Source organism: Sphingomonas sp. (assembly GCF_003248515.1).
GTDB lineage: Bacteria > Pseudomonadota > Alphaproteobacteria > Sphingomonadales > Sphingomonadaceae > Sphingomonas_I.
This window is the reverse complement of record NZ_QFOB01000001.1, coordinates 303065-320178: the sequence shown is the minus strand read 5'-3', so window position 1 is coordinate 320178 and position 17114 is coordinate 303065. Positions and strand designations below refer to the sequence as shown.

The 17114-nt window shown below is 67.7% G+C and carries 14 protein-coding genes; 13 read left to right on the top strand and 1 reads right to left on the bottom strand.

Annotated elements, in window-relative coordinates:
• The first annotated feature begins 198 nt into the window (after positions 1–198).
• The 13 genes from DI605_RS01580 (at position 199) to guaD (ending at position 15125) form a co-directional block, all read left to right on the top strand.
• A complete protein-coding gene (locus DI605_RS01580) occupies positions 199–1530 on the top strand; it encodes an NCS2 family permease (RefSeq protein WP_293968864.1) in 1332 nt (443 codons plus the stop codon).
• Positions 1530–3092, top strand: a complete 1563-nt coding sequence (locus DI605_RS01575) for a gamma-glutamyltransferase family protein (RefSeq protein WP_293968268.1) — start codon at positions 1530–1532, stop codon at positions 3090–3092. Before DI605_RS01580 ends, DI605_RS01575 begins: the two co-directional genes overlap by 1 nt.
• The gene (locus tag DI605_RS01570) at positions 3086–4384 is read left to right on the top strand and encodes an allantoate amidohydrolase (RefSeq protein WP_293968265.1); all 1299 of its coding nucleotides are present in this window, start codon (positions 3086–3088) and stop codon (positions 4382–4384) included. Before DI605_RS01575 ends, DI605_RS01570 begins: the two co-directional genes overlap by 7 nt.
• A complete protein-coding gene (locus DI605_RS01565) occupies positions 4368–5603 on the top strand; it encodes an alanine--glyoxylate aminotransferase family protein (protein ID WP_293968263.1) in 1236 nt (411 codons plus the stop codon). Before DI605_RS01570 ends, DI605_RS01565 begins: the two co-directional genes overlap by 17 nt.
• Before the next feature lie 85 nt (positions 5604–5688).
• Entirely contained in the window at positions 5689–6582 is an 894-nt protein-coding gene (gene puuE / locus DI605_RS01560; protein ID WP_293968260.1) for an allantoinase PuuE, read from the top strand.
• The gene (gene hpxZ / locus DI605_RS01555) at positions 6579–6959 is read left to right on the top strand and encodes an oxalurate catabolism protein HpxZ (RefSeq protein WP_293968257.1); all 381 of its coding nucleotides are present in this window, start codon (positions 6579–6581) and stop codon (positions 6957–6959) included. The genes puuE and hpxZ overlap by 4 nt, the downstream gene beginning before the upstream one ends.
• On the top strand, positions 6956–7459 hold the full coding sequence (uraD, locus tag DI605_RS01550) for a 2-oxo-4-hydroxy-4-carboxy-5-ureidoimidazoline decarboxylase (RefSeq protein ID WP_293968255.1): 504 nt from the start codon (positions 6956–6958) through the stop codon (positions 7457–7459). The genes hpxZ and uraD overlap by 4 nt, the downstream gene beginning before the upstream one ends.
• On the top strand, positions 7456–8874 hold the full coding sequence (locus DI605_RS01545; RefSeq protein WP_293968253.1) for an NAD(P)/FAD-dependent oxidoreductase: 1419 nt from the start codon (positions 7456–7458) through the stop codon (positions 8872–8874). The genes uraD and DI605_RS01545 overlap by 4 nt, the downstream gene beginning before the upstream one ends.
• Positions 8871–9203: a hydroxyisourate hydrolase gene (uraH, locus tag DI605_RS01540; protein WP_293968251.1), complete on the top strand. Its 333-nt coding sequence runs from the start codon at positions 8871–8873 to the stop codon at positions 9201–9203. The genes DI605_RS01545 and uraH overlap by 4 nt, the downstream gene beginning before the upstream one ends.
• Position 9204: 1 nt before the next feature.
• Positions 9205–10641: a xanthine dehydrogenase small subunit gene (gene xdhA, locus DI605_RS01535; RefSeq protein ID WP_293968249.1), complete on the top strand. Its 1437-nt coding sequence runs from the start codon at positions 9205–9207 to the stop codon at positions 10639–10641.
• Positions 10634–12967 carry a xanthine dehydrogenase molybdopterin binding subunit gene (xdhB, locus tag DI605_RS01530; protein WP_293968246.1) on the top strand — a complete coding sequence of 778 codons (2334 nt, stop codon included), beginning with the start codon at positions 10634–10636 and terminating at the stop codon, positions 12965–12967. The genes xdhA and xdhB overlap by 8 nt, the downstream gene beginning before the upstream one ends.
• On the top strand, positions 12964–13815 hold the full coding sequence (xdhC, locus tag DI605_RS01525) for a xanthine dehydrogenase accessory protein XdhC (RefSeq protein ID WP_293968244.1): 852 nt from the start codon (positions 12964–12966) through the stop codon (positions 13813–13815). Before xdhB ends, xdhC begins: the two co-directional genes overlap by 4 nt.
• A complete protein-coding gene (gene guaD / locus DI605_RS01520; protein WP_293968242.1) occupies positions 13812–15125 on the top strand; it encodes a guanine deaminase in 1314 nt (437 codons plus the stop codon). The genes xdhC and guaD overlap by 4 nt, the downstream gene beginning before the upstream one ends.
• Here guaD and DI605_RS01515 read toward each other — a convergent pair.
• Positions 15102–17075, bottom strand: a complete 1974-nt coding sequence (locus DI605_RS01515) for an ATP-binding protein (RefSeq protein WP_293968240.1) — start codon at positions 17073–17075, stop codon at positions 15102–15104. The two genes, guaD and DI605_RS01515, sit on opposite strands and share 24 nt — an antisense overlap.
• Positions 17076–17114 lie beyond the last annotated feature (39 nt).

The following is a 17114-nucleotide window of genomic DNA, read 5'->3' as shown; positions in this document are numbered from 1 at the left end:
TGTGTGCTAGACCGGTACGGTCGGGGGTAGAAACCTTCCCGCATATGCTCGTTTCGTCGGGCATCCCGTTTCTTTTCGACCGAAAAGTGCGGTTTTTGGCGGAGCCGGTAATGAAGGGAGCGGGATGAAAGCCCGCCGAAACGGAGAGGTGGAGTTGCGATCGGGGGACAGGATTTGGCGACATCGTCTTTGGGCGAAATGACATCGGCGGGCTGGCTGGAGCGTCGCTTCGGCCTTGCGGAACGTGGCACCAACGTCCGCACCGAAATTGCCGCCGGGGCGACCACCTTCCTGACCATGGCCTATATCGTGCTGGTCAATCCGGCGATCCTGGGGCAGGCGGGCATGCCCGTCGCGGCCGTCGCCGCCTCCACCTGCTTCGCCGCCGCCTTCGCCTGCATCCTGATGGGCCTCGTCGCGAACATGCCGCTGGCGCTGGCGCCCGGCATGGGGCTGAACGCCTATTTCAGCTTCACGGTGGTGCAGGGCATGGGCGTGCCCTGGCCGATCGCGCTGGGCTGCGTCTTCATTTCGGGCCTGTGCTTCCTTGCCCTGACCCTGGGTGGCGTGCGTCAGGCGATCGTGCGCGCGCTGCCGCCGCATCTGCTGGCTGCTACCGCGGGCGGCATCGGCCTGTTCATCGGCTTCGTCGGGCTGCGCAATGCGGGGATCGTCACCTCGTCCCCGGCCACGATCGTCTCCCTCGGCAATCTGCATGCGCCATCCGCATGGCTCGCCATTCTCGGCCTCATCATCATCACCGGGCTCAGCATCTGGCGGGTTCGGGGCGCGATCCTGATCGGTATCGTCGCCACCACCATTGTCGCCTGGCTGCTGGGCGAGGTGAAGATGACGCCCGATCCCTATGATCTGGGCGCGATCGGCGGCACCGCGTTCAAGCTGGATCTGGCTGGCGTGCTCGGCTTCGGCGGCAAGGCCGGGCTCGGCGTGCTGGAAATCCTGTTCGTCTTCCTCTTCGTCGATCTGCTCGACAATATCGGCACGCTCGTGGGCGTCACCCGCCGGGCCGGCCTGATCGGCGCCGATGGCGAGATCCCCCGCCTGAACCGTATCCTCCTGGCGGATTCGGTCGCCACGATGGCCGGCGCCATTGCGGGGACGAGCACCGTGACCTCCTATGTCGAAAGCGCCGCCGGCGTGGAGGCGGGCGGGCGCACCGGGCTGACGGCGATCGTCACCGGCATCCTGTTCTTCCTCACCATGTTCGTGGCGCCCTATGCGCAGTTGGTGCCGCTGGCCGCCACCGCGCCCGCGCTGATTCTGGTGGGGGCGCTGATGATGGCGCCGCTGGTGGATGTGGAATGGCATGATCCGATGGAGGCGATCCCGGCCTTCCTCACGGTCGCGCTGATCCCGCTCACCTTCTCGATCGCCAACGGCCTCGCCTTCGGCATCACCGCCCATGCGGCGTTGCGCATCATGCGCGGCAAGGCCGGCACGAAGGATGCGGCGCTGCTGATCCTCGCGGGGCTGTTTGTGATCCGCTTCGTCTGGCTTACGGCCGCCTGATGCTGGAAACACCAAGAAGCTACCGGGGCATGGTCACATCGCCCCACCATCTCGCCAGCCAGGCGGGTCTCGATATCCTCAAGGAAGGCGGCACCGCGGTCGAGGCAGCCGTGGCGATGGCGGCGGCGCTTGCTGTCGTCTATCCCCACATGACCGGCATTGGCGGCGACGGCTTCTGGCTTGTCGCGGAGCCGGACGGGCGCGTGCGCGGGATCGATGCGTGCGGGCGCGCGGCGGCGGCCGCCGATCTTTCGCTCTATGCCGGGTGCGATGCGATCCCCACGCGCGGCTCGCTTGCCGCCAATACGGTGGCGGGCACCATTTCGGGCTGGCAGGCGGCCCTGTCCTTCTCTCCCGGCCGCCTGCCCCTCTCGCGCCTGCTGCGCGATGCGATCCATCATGCGGAGGCGGGCGCGCCCGTCTCGCGCAGCTTCGTCGAGACGCTGGCCGCCAAGCGGCATGAGCTGGCGGATCTCCCCGGCTTTCTCGATGCCTATACGGCGGATGGCAGTCGCCTGCGTCAGTTGCGTCTGGGCGAAACGCTGCGGCGCATCGCCGAAGATGGCTGCGATTCCTATTATCGCGGCGCGCTCGCGGCCGATATCGCCGCCGATCTGGCGAGCGTCGGCAGCCCCGTGACGGCCGCCGATCTGGCTGCCCACCGCGCTCTGGACGTGACGCCGCTTTCGGTCGGCGCGTTCGGCGCGACGCTCTATAACATGACCCCGCCCACGCAGGGCCTTGCCGCCCTGCTGATCCTCGCCGTGCTGGAACGGCTGGGCGATCCGGGGCCGCAGGATGGGTTCGGCCATCTTCACGGCCTCGTCGAAAGCGTGAAGCAGGCCTTCCTGATCCGCGACAGGCATGTTGGCGATCCGGACGGGATGACGATCGATCCGCAGGCCCTGCTGGACGATTCCGCCGCGCTGGATGCGATGGCGGCGCGGATCGATCCGGCAAGGGCGCTCCCCTGGCCCCAGCCGCCATCGGCGGGCGACACCACCTGGTTCGGTGCGATCGATGGCGAGGGCCGCGTCGTCAGCGTCATCCAGAGCATCTTCTTCGAATTCGGATCGGGCATGGTGCTGCCGAAGACCGGGATCGTCTGGCAGAACAGGGGCTCCAGCTTCCGGCTGGCGGAGGCCGGCTGGAATCCGCTCCGGCCCGGCGCCAAACCCTTCCACACGCTCAATCCCGCGCTGGCGAAATTCGCCGACGGGCGAACCATGGCCTATGGCACGATGGGGGGCGAGGGCCAGCCGCAGACGCAGGCGCAGATCTTCGCCCGCTATGTCCGCTACGGCGTTCCGCTGCAGGAAGCGGTGACGGCGCCGCGTTTCCTGCTCGGCCGCACCTGGGGCGAGCAGAGCGTGACGCTGAAGCTGGAGGATCGTTTCCCGCCGGATACGGTCGCGGCGCTGCGCGGTGCGGGGCACGATATCGAAATGCTGCCGCCCTTCACCTCCACGATGGGCCATGCCGGCATGCTGGTCCGCTATCCGGATGGCTTGCTGGAAGGCGCCACCGATCCGCGCAGCGATGGTCAGGTGGCGGCGTGGTGAATTCCGCCTCCGGCGCGCGCGCCAGGGCACGGTGCGATGCGCTGGGTGTGGCACCCTATAGCGATAGCGAAACCGGCCTGTTCCGCGCCTATCTCACGCCGGCTCATGCCCGCGCGCAGGAGGCGATCGGGGCGTGGATGGTCGATGCCGGGATGCTGGTGCGGCTGGATCAGGCCGCGAATCTCGTCGGCCGCTACGAGGGCACTGATCCCGCTGCCCCGGCCCTGATGTTCGGCAGCCATATCGATAGCGTGCGCGATGCGGGGCGCTACGATGGGCCGCTGGGTGTGATGCTGGCGATCGAGCTGGTCGCGCGGCTGAACGGGGCCGGGCGCCGCCTGCCCTTCCCGATCGAGGTGGTCGCGTTCGGCGATGAGGAAGGCTCGCGCTTCCCCGCCTCGATGCTCACCAGTCGCGCGGTGGCCGGCACGCTGGAGCCCGGCGCGCTGGACGTGGCGGATCGGGCTGGGGTGACGGTTGGCGACGCCCTTCGCGCTTTTAATCCTGACGATGGTGACGACGGAACGGCGATCACGCCGTGGCCGGATCGGCTCGGTATCGGGACCTTCTTCAAAGCCGCCCGTCCCGTAGGCTCGGTCCTCGCCTTCATCGAGCCCCATATCGAACAAGGCCCCGTCCTCGAATCCGAGGGCCTCGCGGTCGGCACTGTCACCGGCATCGCCGCGCAGCTGCGCTATCAGGTCGCCGTCACCGGTGTCGCGGGCCATGCCGGCACCACCGCGATGGGCCTGCGCCGTGACGCGCTCGCCGCCGCCGCCGAGATGGTCCTCGCGATCGAGACCATCGCGTCCCGCGCGGGCGGCGATGTCGTCGCCACGGTCGGGCGGATGCAGGTCGGCCCCGGCGCGGTCAACGTGATCCCAGGCAAGGTGGATTTTTCCATCGACGTTCGCTCCGGTGATCCGCAGTCGCGCGACGACACCGCCGAGCAGATCGTCGACACGATCGCAGACATCGCCGACCGGCGCGGCGTGGATTTCAACGTGGAGCGCGTGCAGGATCTGCCCGCTGCCCCGTGCGATCCGAAGCTGATGGCGCTGATGGATCAGGCCATCGCCCGCTGCGGGCAGCCGCCGCGCCGGCTGGTTTCGGGCGCCGGCCATGATACGATGGTGATGGCGGCGCTCGCGCCCACGGCGATGCTGTTCCTCCGTTGCCAAGGCGGGATCAGCCACAATCCGGCCGAAAGCGTGACCGACGCGGATTGCGATATCGCGCTCGATGTCCTCACCGCCTTCGTCGATCTTCTGGGAGATGATTTCCTTGCCTGATCTGTTCCGCGAGATCGATCCGCCGCAGCGCCTGCTGATGGGCCCCGGCCCGATCAATGCGCATCCGCGCGTGCTGCGCGCGATGGCGGCGGATCTGCTCGGCCAGTTCGATCCCGAAATGACGGCGTACATGAACGAGGTCATGGCGCTCTACCGGCCGATCTTCGGTACGGAAAATCGCTGGACCTTCCTGGTGGATGGCACGGCGCGCGCGGGCATCGAGGCGGCGCTCGTCTCGCTGGTGGCGCCGGGATCCAAGGTGCTGGTCGTCAATTTCGGCCGCTTCGGATTGCTGCTCACCGAAATCCTGGATCGCATCGGCGCGATCGTGGAGATCGTGGAGGCGCCCTGGGGCGAAGTGGTGCCGCTGGATCAGATCGCGCACGCGATCGAGCGGTTCGGGCCGAAGGTGGTCGCCACCGTCCATGGCGATACGTCGACGACGATGGCGCAGCCGCTGGAAGGGCTGGGCGCGCTCTGCCGCGCGGCCGGCGCGCTTTCCTATGTGGATGCCACCGCCACGATCGGCGGCATGGAAATCGCCGCCGGTCGCTGGGGCGTGGATGTGGTGACGGGCGGCCTGCAGAAATGCCTGGGCGGGCCTTCGGGCTCGGCGCCGATCACGATTTCGGAGGCGGCGGCGGAGAGGATCTTCTCGCGCCGGCATGTCGAGCTGGGGCTGCAGAGCGGCGATGGCCAGGCCGAGGCGCGGGGCCGGCGGATCGGCTCCAACTATTTCGATCTGGCGATGATTATGGATTACTGGTCCGAAAAGCGCCTGAACCACCATACCGAGGCGACGACCATGCTCTATGGCGCGCGGGAATGCGCGCGCATCGTGCTGGGCGAAGGGCTGGAGGCGCGCTTCGCCCGTCATGCCTCGGCCGGCCGCGCGATGACGGCGGGCCTGCGCGCCATGGGCCTCACCGTCTATGGCGACGATCGCTATCGGATGACCAATGTCACCGGCGTGCTGATTCCCGAGGGTATCGATGGGGAGCGCGTGCGCAGGCGGATGCGTGAGGATTTCGAGATCGAGATCGGCACGGCCTTCGGTCCGCTGGCGGGCAAGATCTGGCGGATCGGGGCGATGGGCTACAATGCGATGAAGCATAAGGTGCTCATCACGCTTGGCGCGCTGGAAGCCGCCCTGCGCGCCGAAGGCTTCGTCGCGCCGCCGGGCGCGGGCGTGGATGCCGCGCTGGAGGCGTGGGGATGAGCGGGGCTTTCCCGATCCATTCCGGGGCGAAGTGGCGGGATCGCGGCCGTCTCCCGACTTCGCGGGGCACGAACGGATTATGGGCATGACGCGCAATCTCGCCGGCTATGGCGCCTCGCCGCCCGATCCGCGCTGGCCGGGTGGCGCGCGCGTCGCCGTGCAGTTCGTCATCAATTATGAGGAGGGCGCGGAAAATAGCGTCCTCAATGGCGATAGGGGTTCGGAAGCCTTCCTGTCCGAAATGGTCGGCGCGGCCAGCCATCCCGCCCGGGCGATGGCGATGGAAAGCCTCTATGAATATGGCAGCCGCGCCGGCTTCTGGCGGTTGCATCGCATCTTCACCGAACGGCAGGCGCCTGTCACCGTCTTCGGCGTCGCGAAGGCGATGGAGATGAATCCGGAGGCCGTGGCGGCGATGCGCGCGGCCGATTGGGAAATCGCCAGCCACGGCCTGCGCTGGATCGATTATCAATATGTGCCGGAAGAGGTGGAGCGCGCCCATATCGCCGAGGCGATCGCGCTGCACGAAAGGCTGACGGGCCAGCGCCCGCTCGGCTGGTATCAGGGCCGCACCTCGCCCAACACGGCCCGTCTCGCCGCGGAAGAGGGCGGCTTCGTCTATGATGCGGACAGCTATGCGGACGACCTGCCCTATTGGGATCGGCAGCATGCCGGAGAGACCGGGCGCCCGCAGCTGATCGTGCCCTACACGCTGGACGTGAACGACATGAAGTTCGTGGCACTCAACGGCTTCACCGCGCCCGACCAGTTCTTCGCCTATCTGCGCGATACGTTCGATCAGCTTCGCGCGGAGGGCGGCCGGATGATGTCGGTGGGGCTGCACGGCCGCATCGCCGGCAAGCCCGCGCGTGCCGCCGCCGTGGCCCGCTTCCTCGATCACGTCATCGCCAGTGGCGACGCCTGGATCGCACGCCGCATCGATATTGCCCGCCATTGGATGGAGTTCCACCCGGCATGATCTTCAACGATCCCGATACCGTCGCCGCCGTTCGCAAGGCTTTCGATGCCTATGAGGCGGCGTTGATGGCGGATGACGTGCCGGCGATGGACGCGCTCTTCCATCATGCCGATACCACCGTGCGCTATGGCGTGGGGGAGGTGCTCTACGGCATCGACGAAATACGCGAATTCCGCAAAGGGCGGGGCGGATCGCCGCAGCGCACGCTGGAGCGAGTCGAGATCGCGACCTTCGATACAGATCTCGCGATCACGAACGCCGAATTTCGCCGCGAGGGCGATCCGCGCCGCGGCCGCCAGAGCCAGACGTGGGTGCGCTTTCCGGATGGCTGGAAGGTGGTTTCCGCCCATGTCTCGATGGAAGGAAGCCATTCGTGACGATCGAGGCGATCAACGCGCTTTCGGCGGCGGATTTCATCGCGCGCTTCGGCTTCCTGTTCGAACATTCGCCATGGATCGTGCGCGAGGCCGAGAAGCGCCGCCCCTTCGCCCATATCGTGGCGATGGAGGATGCGATGGCGGCGATCGTCGCCGAGGCATCGCATGTCGACCAGCTCAAATTGCTGCGCGCCCATCCGGAGCTGGCGAGCAAGGCGGCGATCGACAAGACGCTGACCGAGGCCTCCAATGCCGAGCAGGCTTCGGCCGGGCTCGATCGGCTCAGCCAGGAGGAGTTCGATCTCTTCCATGATCTCAACCGCCGCTACCGGGATCGCTTCGGCTTTCCCTTCATCATCTGCGTGAGGCTGACGAACAAGGCCGGCATCCTTGCCTCGATGGAGACCAGGCTCGCCAATAGCGAGGCCGAGGAAATCGCCACCGCGCTGGGCGAGATTGGCAAGATCGTCCATCTCCGCCTGCAGGATGCGATGGCATGAGCCTCGTCGATCTCGAACAGCGCGTCCGCGACGATCTCGCCGCGCTCGATCATGGCAAGCCCAGCTGGGTTCGGCCGCGCGATGGCGTGTACGATGTCGTCATCGTGGGGGGCGGACAATCGGGCCTCGGCGCCGCCTTCGGCCTCATGCGGGAGCGGATTTCGAACATCCTCGTCATCGACGAGAATCCGGCGGGCTATGAAGGCCCATGGGATACCTATGCGCGGATGATCACGCTGCGCACGCCGAAGACGATCACCTCGATCGATCTGGGCGTGCCGAGCCTCACCTTCCGCGCTTATTGGGAGGCCCGGGCCGGCAAGGCGGCGTGGGAGGAGATCGACAAGATCCCCCGGCGCGACTGGATGGCCTATCTGCGCTGGTATCGTGGCGTGCTCGATCTGCCGGTGCGCAACGAGACGAAGCTCGTCCGCGTCGAGCCGCTGGAGGGCGGGGTGCATCGCCTGCACGTCACAGGCGCCGGCGCGCCGGAAGGCGGCATTCTTCTCGCGCGCAAGGTGGTGCTCGCCACCGGCATCCAGGGCGGCGGCGAATGGCATGTGCCGGGTTTCATCCGCGCCAGCCTGCCCGCCTCGCGCTATGCGCACACTTCCGAGCCGATCGATTTCGCCGCGTTGCGCGGCGCCCGTATCGGCATCCTCGGCGGCGGCGCGTCCGCCTTCGACAATGCGCAGCACGCCCTTTCGGAGGGTGTGGCGGAAGTGCATGTCTTCCTGCGCCGCGCCGAGATGCCGCGCGTCAATCCGATCCGCTTCATGGAGGCATCCGGGCTCGTGGGCCGTTTCACCGGGCTCGACGATGCCGGCAAATATGCGGTGATGGAAAGCTTCCTGCGGCGGAACCAGCCGCCCACCAACGATACGTTCGGCCGCGCTGCCGCCTATCCCGGCTTCACGCTGCATCTGGGCGAGCCGTGGGAAAGCGTGCGCGAGGAAGGGGAGGGCGTCGTCGTCGAGACGCCCAGGGGCGCCTACCCCTTCGATTTCCTGATCCTCTCGACCGGGCTGCTCACGGACGTGAAGCTGCGGCCCGAACTGGCCGATGTGGCGGACGACATTCTGCGCTGGGCGGATCGTTATGATGCGCCGGCCGATCTCGCCAATCCGCTGATCGATGCCCATCCCTATCTGGGGCCGGGATTCGAGATGATGGGGCGCGATGTGGCGGCGGAGGCGCGCGTCCATGGCCTGTTCGCGTTCAATTATTCGGCGCTCATCAGCCTGGGCCTGTCGGCCGCCGCGCTTTCCGGCCTCAAATACGCGGTGCCGCGTCTTGTGGAAGGCATAGCACGCCAGATCTTCCTGGATGACCGGGAACAGATTTTGGGCGATTATCATGCCTATGCGGAGCTGGAATTCGTGCAGGACCTCTCCGCCGAGGAGGCACGCGCGTGAGCCTTTCGACGCATGTGCTGGATACCACACATGGCTGCCCGGCGGCCGGGGTGGCGCTCGTGCTCGAACGGGACGGGGAAATGCTGTTCGAAGGGGCGACGGACGGTGACGGCCGCTGCCCCGCGCTGAAAGGTCTGGGCTTCCCGGCCGGGCGCTATACCCTGCATTTCGCGGTGGCGGATTATTTCCGGGCGAGGGGCATCGTGCTCCCCGAGCCTCCCTTCCTCGATCGCGTCCGCATCGATTTCGGCCTCGCTGACGAAGGCGCGCATTATCATGTGCCGCTGCTCGTCTCCCCCTTCGGCTATTCCACCTATCGGGGCAGCTGAGGTGAGCGTGCGTTTCCTTCTCGACGGTGAGGTGATCGAGACCGGGCCGATCGATCCGACCCTCACGCTGCTCGATTTCCTCCGTTACCGCCTGTGCCGCACTGGCACGAAGGAAGGCTGTGCCGAGGGGGATTGCGGCGCCTGCACCGTGCTGGTGGGCACGCTTGCCGAAGGGCGGAATGCGATCGGCTGGCGCGCGGTCAATGCCTGCATCCTGTTCATGGGCATGATCGACGGCCGCGCGCTGATGACGGTGGAAAGCCTGAGCGGGCGGGCGCCGATCCAGCGCGAGATGATCGCGCGGCACGGATCGCAATGCGGCTTCTGCACACCCGGCTTCGTCATGTCGCTCCACGGTCGCAGCATCGGTGCCAGCGGCTGCGAACTTCCGGTGGCGGACGTGATCGCGGGCAATCTCTGCCGCTGTACCGGCTATGGCCCGATCCTTGCCAGCGGCGAGGCGGTGCCGCCGCAAGGCTGGCATGACCATGCGATGGTCGAGGCGCTGGCGGCGATCCAGCGCGAGGAACCGCTGGCCTTTACCTTCTCCGATCCGCTCGCCGGCCGCACGCGCAGCTGGTTCGCGCCGCGCACGATCGATCAGCTGGCCGATCATCTGCTGGACCATCCCGACGCGCGCATCGTGGCGGGCGCCACCGATGTCGGCCTGTGGGTGACGAAGCAGCACCGCATCCTCGACGAGGTCGTCTGGGTCGGCGACGTGCGGGATTTCAACCTGAGCACGCCGCATGACGATGGTTCCTGGACCTTCGCGGCCGGCGTCACCTATGCGAGCGCGCATCCCCTGCTCGCCGAAATCCATCCCGATCTGGGCGAACTCGTCCGCCGCATCGGCGGCTTGCAGGTCCGCAATTCGGGCACGATCGGCGGCAATATCGCCAATGGCTCGCCGATCGGGGACGGGCCACCGGCGCTGATCGCGCTGGGCGCCACGCTCGTGCTGCGCCGGGGCAGCGAAACGCGCGAGTTGCCGCTGGAGGATTATTTCCTCGCTTATGGCAGGCAGGATCGGCGCCCCGGTGAATTCGTGCTGGCCGTGCGCGTGCCACCGGCCCCGTCTTTCTATCGCGTCGTCAAACTGTCGAAGCGGTTCGACAGCGACATTTCCGCCGTCTGCGGTGCCTTCGGCCTTGAGATCGAGGAGGGCATCGTCCGCTCCGCACGCATCGCGTTCGGCGGCATGGCGGCGACACCCAGGCGCGCATCGGCGTGCGAGGCGGCGCTCGTCGGGAAGGCCTGGAGCGAGGCCGCGGCCGAAGCCGCCGCGCTCGCGCTCGCGGAGGATTATGCGCCGCTCAGCGACATGCGCGGCTCCTCGGAATATCGTCTGCTCGTCGCGCAGAATCTGGTCCGCCGCCTCTGGGCGGAAAGTGCCGGTGACGAGCCCGTCTCCGTGCTGGCGCTGGCCGATGGCTGAGCGCGATCCGCCCCGCCCGCGCGCGGTCCGCCAGCCGCTGCCCCATGACAGCGCCGCCGCCCATGTCGCGGGTGCCGCGCTCTATGTGGACGATCAGCCGGAGCCAGCCAATCTGCTGCACCTCGCCTTCGGGCAGAGCGCGCAGGCGCGGGCGCGGATCCTGGCCATGGATCTGTCGGCCGTCCGCGCCGCGCCGGGCGTGGTGGCGGTCTTCGGCCGCGACGACATACCGGGCAAGAACAGCGTCGGCCCCATCTTCGACGATGACAAGCTCTTCGCCGAGGAGGATGCCTATTGCGTCGGGCAGGCTTTGTTCGTCGTCGCCGCGACCAGCGCGGTCGCCGCGCGGCGGGCCGCCAGGCTGGCGAAGGTCGATTATGAGACGCAGCTCCCGCTGGTCACGATTGCTGCGGCGCGCGCGGCCGGTTCGGCCCTCGAGGGCGCGCAGCATATGGGGCGCGGGGACGCTCATGCTGCACTCGATACTGCGCAGTATAGGCTCTCCGGCAGCATCGAGATTGGCGGGCAGGACCATTTCTATCTCGAAGGCCATATCGCGATCGCCACGCCGGGCGAGGGGGGGACGATCCACATCCTCTCTTCCACCCAGCATCCAAGCGAGATCCAGCATATCGTCTCCAAATTGCTGCATATTCCGCATGCGGATGTGACTGTGGAGGTGCGCCGCATGGGGGGCGCGTTCGGTGGCAAGGAAAGCCAGGCATCGCTTTTCGCCGCCGCCTGCGCGCTCGTCGCGAGCAAGACCGGCCGCCCCGCCAAATTCCGTGTCGATCGTGATGACGATATGGTGATGACCGGCAAGCGTCATGATTTCACCGCCGATTATGATGTGGGCTTCGATGATCGGGGCCGGATCGAGGGCATTCGCCTCGAGCTTGCCTCCCGCTGCGGCGCGACCGACGATCTGAGCCGCTCGATCAACGATCGGGCGATGTTCCATGCCGACAATTGCTATTATCTGCCCGTGGTCGAGATCGTCAGCCACAGGCTGAAGACCAATACGGTTTCGAATACCGCCTTTCGGGGCTTTGGCGGCCCGCAGGGCATGGTCGCGATCGAGCGGGTGATGGATGCGATCGCGGATGCGACCGGGCTCGATCCGCTCGCCGTACGCCGGATCAATCTCTATGGATCGCCGGGGGACGGATCGGGCCGCGATGTCACGCCCTATCACATGCAGGTGGCGGACAATATCGCGCCGGAGCTGATCGAGGCGCTGGCGGCGTCCTCCGATTATGCCGCGCGCGCGGCGGCGGTGGAGGAATGGAACGCCACCCATCGCATCATCAAGAAGGGCATCGCGCTCACGCCCGTGAAGTTCGGCATCAGCTTCACGACCACGCATCTCAATCAGGCGGGCGCGCTGGTGCTCGTCTATTCGGATGGCTCGATCCAGCTGAATCATGGCGGCACCGAAATGGGGCAGGGCCTCTATATCAAGGTGGCGCAGGTGGTGGCCGACGTGTTCGGCGTGGGCGTGGATCTGGTGCGGATCACGGCGACCACAACGGCCAAGGTTCCCAATACATCGGCCACCGCCGCCTCCTCGGGCGCGGACCTGAATGGCATGGCCGCCCAGCGCGCGGCCGAGACGATCCGTGATCGGCTGGCGGTGCTGGCGGGCGAACTTCACGGCTGCGCGCCCGATGCCGTGCGCTTCAGCGCCGAAGGTGTTCGCGCGGGCGATGTGCTGGTGCCCTTTTCCGAACTGTGCCGGCAGGCGCATCTCGCGCGCATCTCGCTCGCGGCGACCGGCTTCTACGCGACGCCGGAAATCTTCTACGATCGCGCCACGCACAGTGGCCGGCCCTTCTATTATTTCGCTTATGGCGCCTCCGTCTCCGAAGTCGCGATCGATACGCTGACCGGCGAGCACAAGGTGCTGGCCGTCGATATCCTCCACGATGTCGGCCGCAGCCTGAATCCGGCGATCGATCATGGCCAGATCGAGGGTGGCTTTATCCAGGGGATGGGCTGGCTCACCAGCGAGGAACTGGTGTTCGACGAGGCCGGGCGCCTGCGCACCCACGCGCCATCCACCTACAAGATCCCCACGGCGAGCGATCGGCCGAAGCGCATGGAGATCGCCTTGTGGGATGGGCGCAACGTGGAGCCCACCGTCCATCGATCGAAGGCGGTGGGGGAGCCGCCGCTGATGCTGCCCATCTCGGTCTTTTCGGCTCTCACCCGCGCGGTGGCGGCCGCCGCGCCGGGCAAGGGGCTGCCCGCGCTCGACGCGCCCGCCACGCCGGAGCGGATCCTGCGCGCGATCGGCGAATTGCGCGCGCGGCCCGCCCGCCCGTGACGGAACTGCTCAGAACCCACGCCACCGCCCGGATCACCGTGCTCGCCACCGAGGGATCGGCGCCGCGCGGTGCCGGCACGGCGATGACCGTGACGGTGGATAGCGTGGAGGGCACGATCGGAGGCGGCAATCTGGAATATCGCGCGATCGAGCAGGCGCGCCTGCTCCTCGCTTATCCGGATGGTGCCTGGCGGGTGCAGGATTATCCGCTCGGCCCCCTGCTCGGCCAATGTTGCGGGGGGCGTGTGCGCCTGCTGATCGAGCGGATGGATGGGCCGCTGCCGGAGGGAGATGTGCTCGTCTTCGGGCAGGATCGCGTACGGCGTGAGCCGGGCGATGCGCCGCTTCCCGCCGCGCGCGGCGCCAGGCCGCAGCAGGGCGAGCGCTGGCTTTCACCATCGGATATGCCGCGCACCCCGCTTATGCTGTTCGGCGCGGGCCATGTCGGCCGCGCGGTGGCGCGCGTGCTGGAAGGCCTGCCCTATCTGGTCGGCTGGTATGATACGCGCCCCGATTATGCCGACACGCCGGGCGTCACGCTCTGCGCGGAGACCGATATCGAGCAATGCGTCGCCGAATTGCAGGGGCATGGCGCGATCCTCATCATGACGCACGATCATGCGCTGGATTATCGCCTCGCCCGCAGCGCGCTCGCCGGCACGGCGCGCTATATCGGGTTGATCGGATCGCGCACCAAGCGCGCGCGCTTCGTCTCCCGGCTGGAGGCGGAAGGGCTGGATGTCACCCGCCTGGTCTGCCCCGTCGGGCTGCCCGGCATCGCCGGCAAGGAGCCTGCCGTGATCGCGACCGCCATCGCCGCGCAACTGCTGCTGGAATGCGCGCCATGAGCGCCTGGGGCGTCCGCGCCGAGCTGCTCGCCGTCCGCGCCGATCCAGCCACGGCGGGCGCGGAGGCGATCGTGCATCATGCCGATGGCCTGATCGTGATCGAGGATGGCATCGTCGCCGGCTTCGGCGGGCATGATGCCCTGATCGATCGCCACCCGACCTTGCCGATCGAGGATCGGCGCGGGCTGCTGCTGGTGCCGGGCTTCATCGATTGCCATGTCCATTATCCGCAGACCGAGCGGATCGCCGCGCATGGCCTGCAATTGCTGGACTGGCTGGAACGGCACATCTTCCCGGCCGAACAGGCTTTCGTCGATCGCGCGCATGCGGATGCGATCGCCGCCTTCTTCCTCGATGAGCTGCTGCGCAACGGCACGACCAGCGCGCTCGTCTTCGCGACCGTCCATGCCCAGTCGGTGGATGCGCTGTTCGAAGCGGCGCTGGATCGCGACATGCGGATCATCTCGGGCAAGACGCTGATGGACCGGCAGGCGCCGGCCGCCCTGTGCGACACGGCCGAAAGCGGGCGGGCCGAAAGCGAGGCGCTGATCGGGCGATGGCGCGGACGGGGGCGGCTGGGCTATGCCGTCACGCCGCGCTTCGCGCTCACCTCCACGCCCGCGCAGCTGGCGAGCGCGGGCGATCTGCTGGCGGCGCATCCCGATGCCCTGCTCCATACGCATCTTTCCGAGAATCTCGGCGAAATCGCCGCCGTGGGCGAAGCCTTTCCCGAGGCGGCGGACTATCTGGATGTCTATGCCCGCGCCGGGCTGGTGGGCTCCCGTTCGGTCTTCGCGCATGGCATCCATCTGGATGATGGCGCGATGGCGCGCCTTGCCTCCGCAGGCTCGGCAATCGCCTTCTGCCCCACGTCGAATCTCTTTCTGGGCTCGGGCCTGTTCGATCTCGCCCGGGCCGATGCGCATGGCGTGTGCGTCGGCATGGGCACGGATGTGGGCGCGGGCACCAGCTTCTCGATCCTCCACACGCTGGGAGAGGCCTACAAGGTCTGCCAGATGCGCGGCGCGAGCCTCGATCCGTTCCGCGCTTTGTGGCTGGCGACGGGCGCGGGCGCGGCGGCGCTTTCCATCGCCGATCGGGTGGGTGGGCTGGCGCCGGGGCAGGAAGCCGATTTCGTGCTGCTCGATCCGGCGGCGACGCCGCTGCTCGCGCGGCGGACGGCGGGCTGCACGCTCGCCGAAAAGCTGTTCGCACTACAGATATTGGGCGATGATCGGGCGGTGGCCGAAACATGGCTTGCCGGCCGCCCGGCGCACCGGCGCGCGTCAGACGCTCGCGAGCTTCTCTGACGAGAGCAGGGCCGTGGAAACCGCAGAGGAGAGGCCCGCCAGCGTATAAGGTTTACGCAGAACGTCATGGCCGGCGAAGCTTTCCGCCTCGCCCGCCTCACCGACATAGCCGGTGACGAACAGCACCGCGAGATCGGGATGGCGCGGGCGCACGGCGCTTACCAGTTCGGGGCCGGTCATGCCCGGCATCAGCACGTCGGTAATCATCAGGCGGATATCGTCGCGCGCACCCAGCAGGACGATCGCCTCGTCGCCGCTGTCGCACAGCAGGGGCTCGTAGCCGAGTTCCGCCAGCGCCTCGCCCGTGGCGGAGCGCACGCGGATATCGTCCTCCACCACCAGGATCGTTTCCCGCGCCGTCGGCTGCGACACGATCACGGGCGCGTCCGCGGCGGGCTCGGCGGCCGCCAATTCTCCTTTGTGGCGCGGCAGATAGAGTGAAACGGTGGTGCCTTCGCCCTCGCGGCTCCGCAGGATCACGTCGCCGCCCGATTGGCGCGCGAAGCCGAAGATCTGGCTCAGGCCCAGGCCGGTTCCCTCGCCCACCGGCTTGGTCGTGAAGAAGGGCTCGAACACGCGATCCAGCACCGCCTGGCTCATCCCCTTGCCATTATCCGTCACGGCGATGCGGACATAATCGCCCTTGCCGAGCACGCCGATCGCGCCATCGGCCAGTCTTTCGTTCGTGGCGCTCATGTCGAGGATGCCAGCGCCGCCCATTGCGTCACGCGCGTTTACGCACAGGTTCAGGATCGCGTTTTCCAGCTGGAAGGGATCGATCCAGACCGGCCACAGCTTGGGCTCGGCCGCCATCCGCACCTCGATCCGTTCGCCGATCGTGCGATCGATCAGATCCTGCATGCCGTGGATCAGGCGTCCAGCGTCGATCGCCTGCGGCATCAGCGGCTCGGCGCGCGCGAAGGTCAGCAGGCGGCGGGTGAGCGTCGCGGCGCGCGTGGCACCGTCCATCGCGCTCTCGATATGGCGCGAGGCTTCCGCCGCCTGCTCGGTCACGCGCTTGCGGGCAAGCTCCAGCCCGCCAATCACCACCGCCAGCATATTGTTGAAATCGTGCGCGATGCCGCCGGTCAGCTGGCCCACGGCCTCCATCTTCTGGACCTGCCGCAGCTTGGCCTCCGCCTCCTCGCGGGTCGCCGCCTCCGCCAGCAGCCTGCGGTTGGCGGTGCTCAGTTCCTCGGTGCGCTGCGCGACGGCGCGTTCCAGCGCCATGGCGCGATCCAGCTCCGCCAGCGTTTCCTCATTGGCGATGCGCCGTTCGTTGAGCGCGGTCACCAGCATCCAGCCGGCGGCGATGGCGGAGAGCATCAGCACCGCGCCAACGGCCGACATCATCTTGGTCATCAGATTGGATCGATAGGAAGAGGCGAGGGCCTGGCTGTCGCGCTCATCCAGCAGCACGCGCTCGCTGTCGATGATCTGGCGCAGCAGCAGCGCGATATCCAGCACGTCGTCCGATCGTCCCGCATGGCCGAAGATGGAAAGGGCGGCGCTGTTCTGCTTGTAGTTGAGGCGCGTCGCCGCGTCGCGCAGTTCGTCCCCGCGCTTGTCGTAGAGCGCCTGCAGCGCATCCAGCCGGGCGAGCTGCGGCGGATCGTCGCGCATCAGCGATCGCAGCCGGGAAAGCTTCGTGCCGGCCGTCTGCCATTCGTCGTAGAAGAGGGTGCCCTTCTCGCGATCGGTGTTGATGATCGCCCGGCCGAGCGCGGCCTCCGCGCGCGCCATTGCGCCATCCACCTCGCCGGTCAGCAGGATGACGTTGAAGCTGTGCTGCCGGCGCGCCTGGGCGGCATCCCGCTCCTCGGTCGATCGCTGGACGAGGATGATGAGCGCCGCGAGCAGCAGGGCGGCCAGCAACGTGAACAGCCCCGCCAGGATGCGCGCGCGCAGCGGCCCCGCATCGGCTCTCGCGAAATCACCGCCTTCGGCCATTCCGTCGTCCTTACGCGCTCCGCCGGCCGGGCGAAGACC

Excerpts from the sequence above, each read along its gene's own strand:
- DI605_RS01575 (WP_293968268.1), top strand. The coding sequence starts at position 1,530 with ATGCTGGAAACACCAAGAAGCTACCGGGGCATGGTCACATCGCCCCAC.
- xdhB (WP_293968246.1), top strand. The coding sequence starts at position 10,634 with ATGGCTGAGCGCGATCCGCCCCGCCCGCGCGCGGTCCGCCAGCCGCTG.
- DI605_RS01565 (WP_293968263.1), top strand. The coding sequence starts at position 4,368 with ATGATTTCCTTGCCTGATCTGTTCCGCGAGATCGATCCGCCGCAGCGC.
- DI605_RS01580 (WP_293968864.1), top strand. The coding sequence starts at position 199 with ATGACATCGGCGGGCTGGCTGGAGCGTCGCTTCGGCCTTGCGGAACGT.
- guaD (WP_293968242.1), top strand. The coding sequence starts at position 13,812 with ATGAGCGCCTGGGGCGTCCGCGCCGAGCTGCTCGCCGTCCGCGCCGAT.
- DI605_RS01515 (WP_293968240.1), bottom strand. The coding sequence starts at position 17,075 with ATGGCCGAAGGCGGTGATTTCGCGAGAGCCGATGCGGGGCCGCTGCGC.
- hpxZ (WP_293968257.1), top strand. The coding sequence starts at position 6,579 with ATGATCTTCAACGATCCCGATACCGTCGCCGCCGTTCGCAAGGCTTTC.
- puuE (WP_293968260.1), top strand. The coding sequence starts at position 5,689 with ATGACGCGCAATCTCGCCGGCTATGGCGCCTCGCCGCCCGATCCGCGC.
- DI605_RS01545 (WP_293968253.1), top strand. The coding sequence starts at position 7,456 with ATGAGCCTCGTCGATCTCGAACAGCGCGTCCGCGACGATCTCGCCGCG.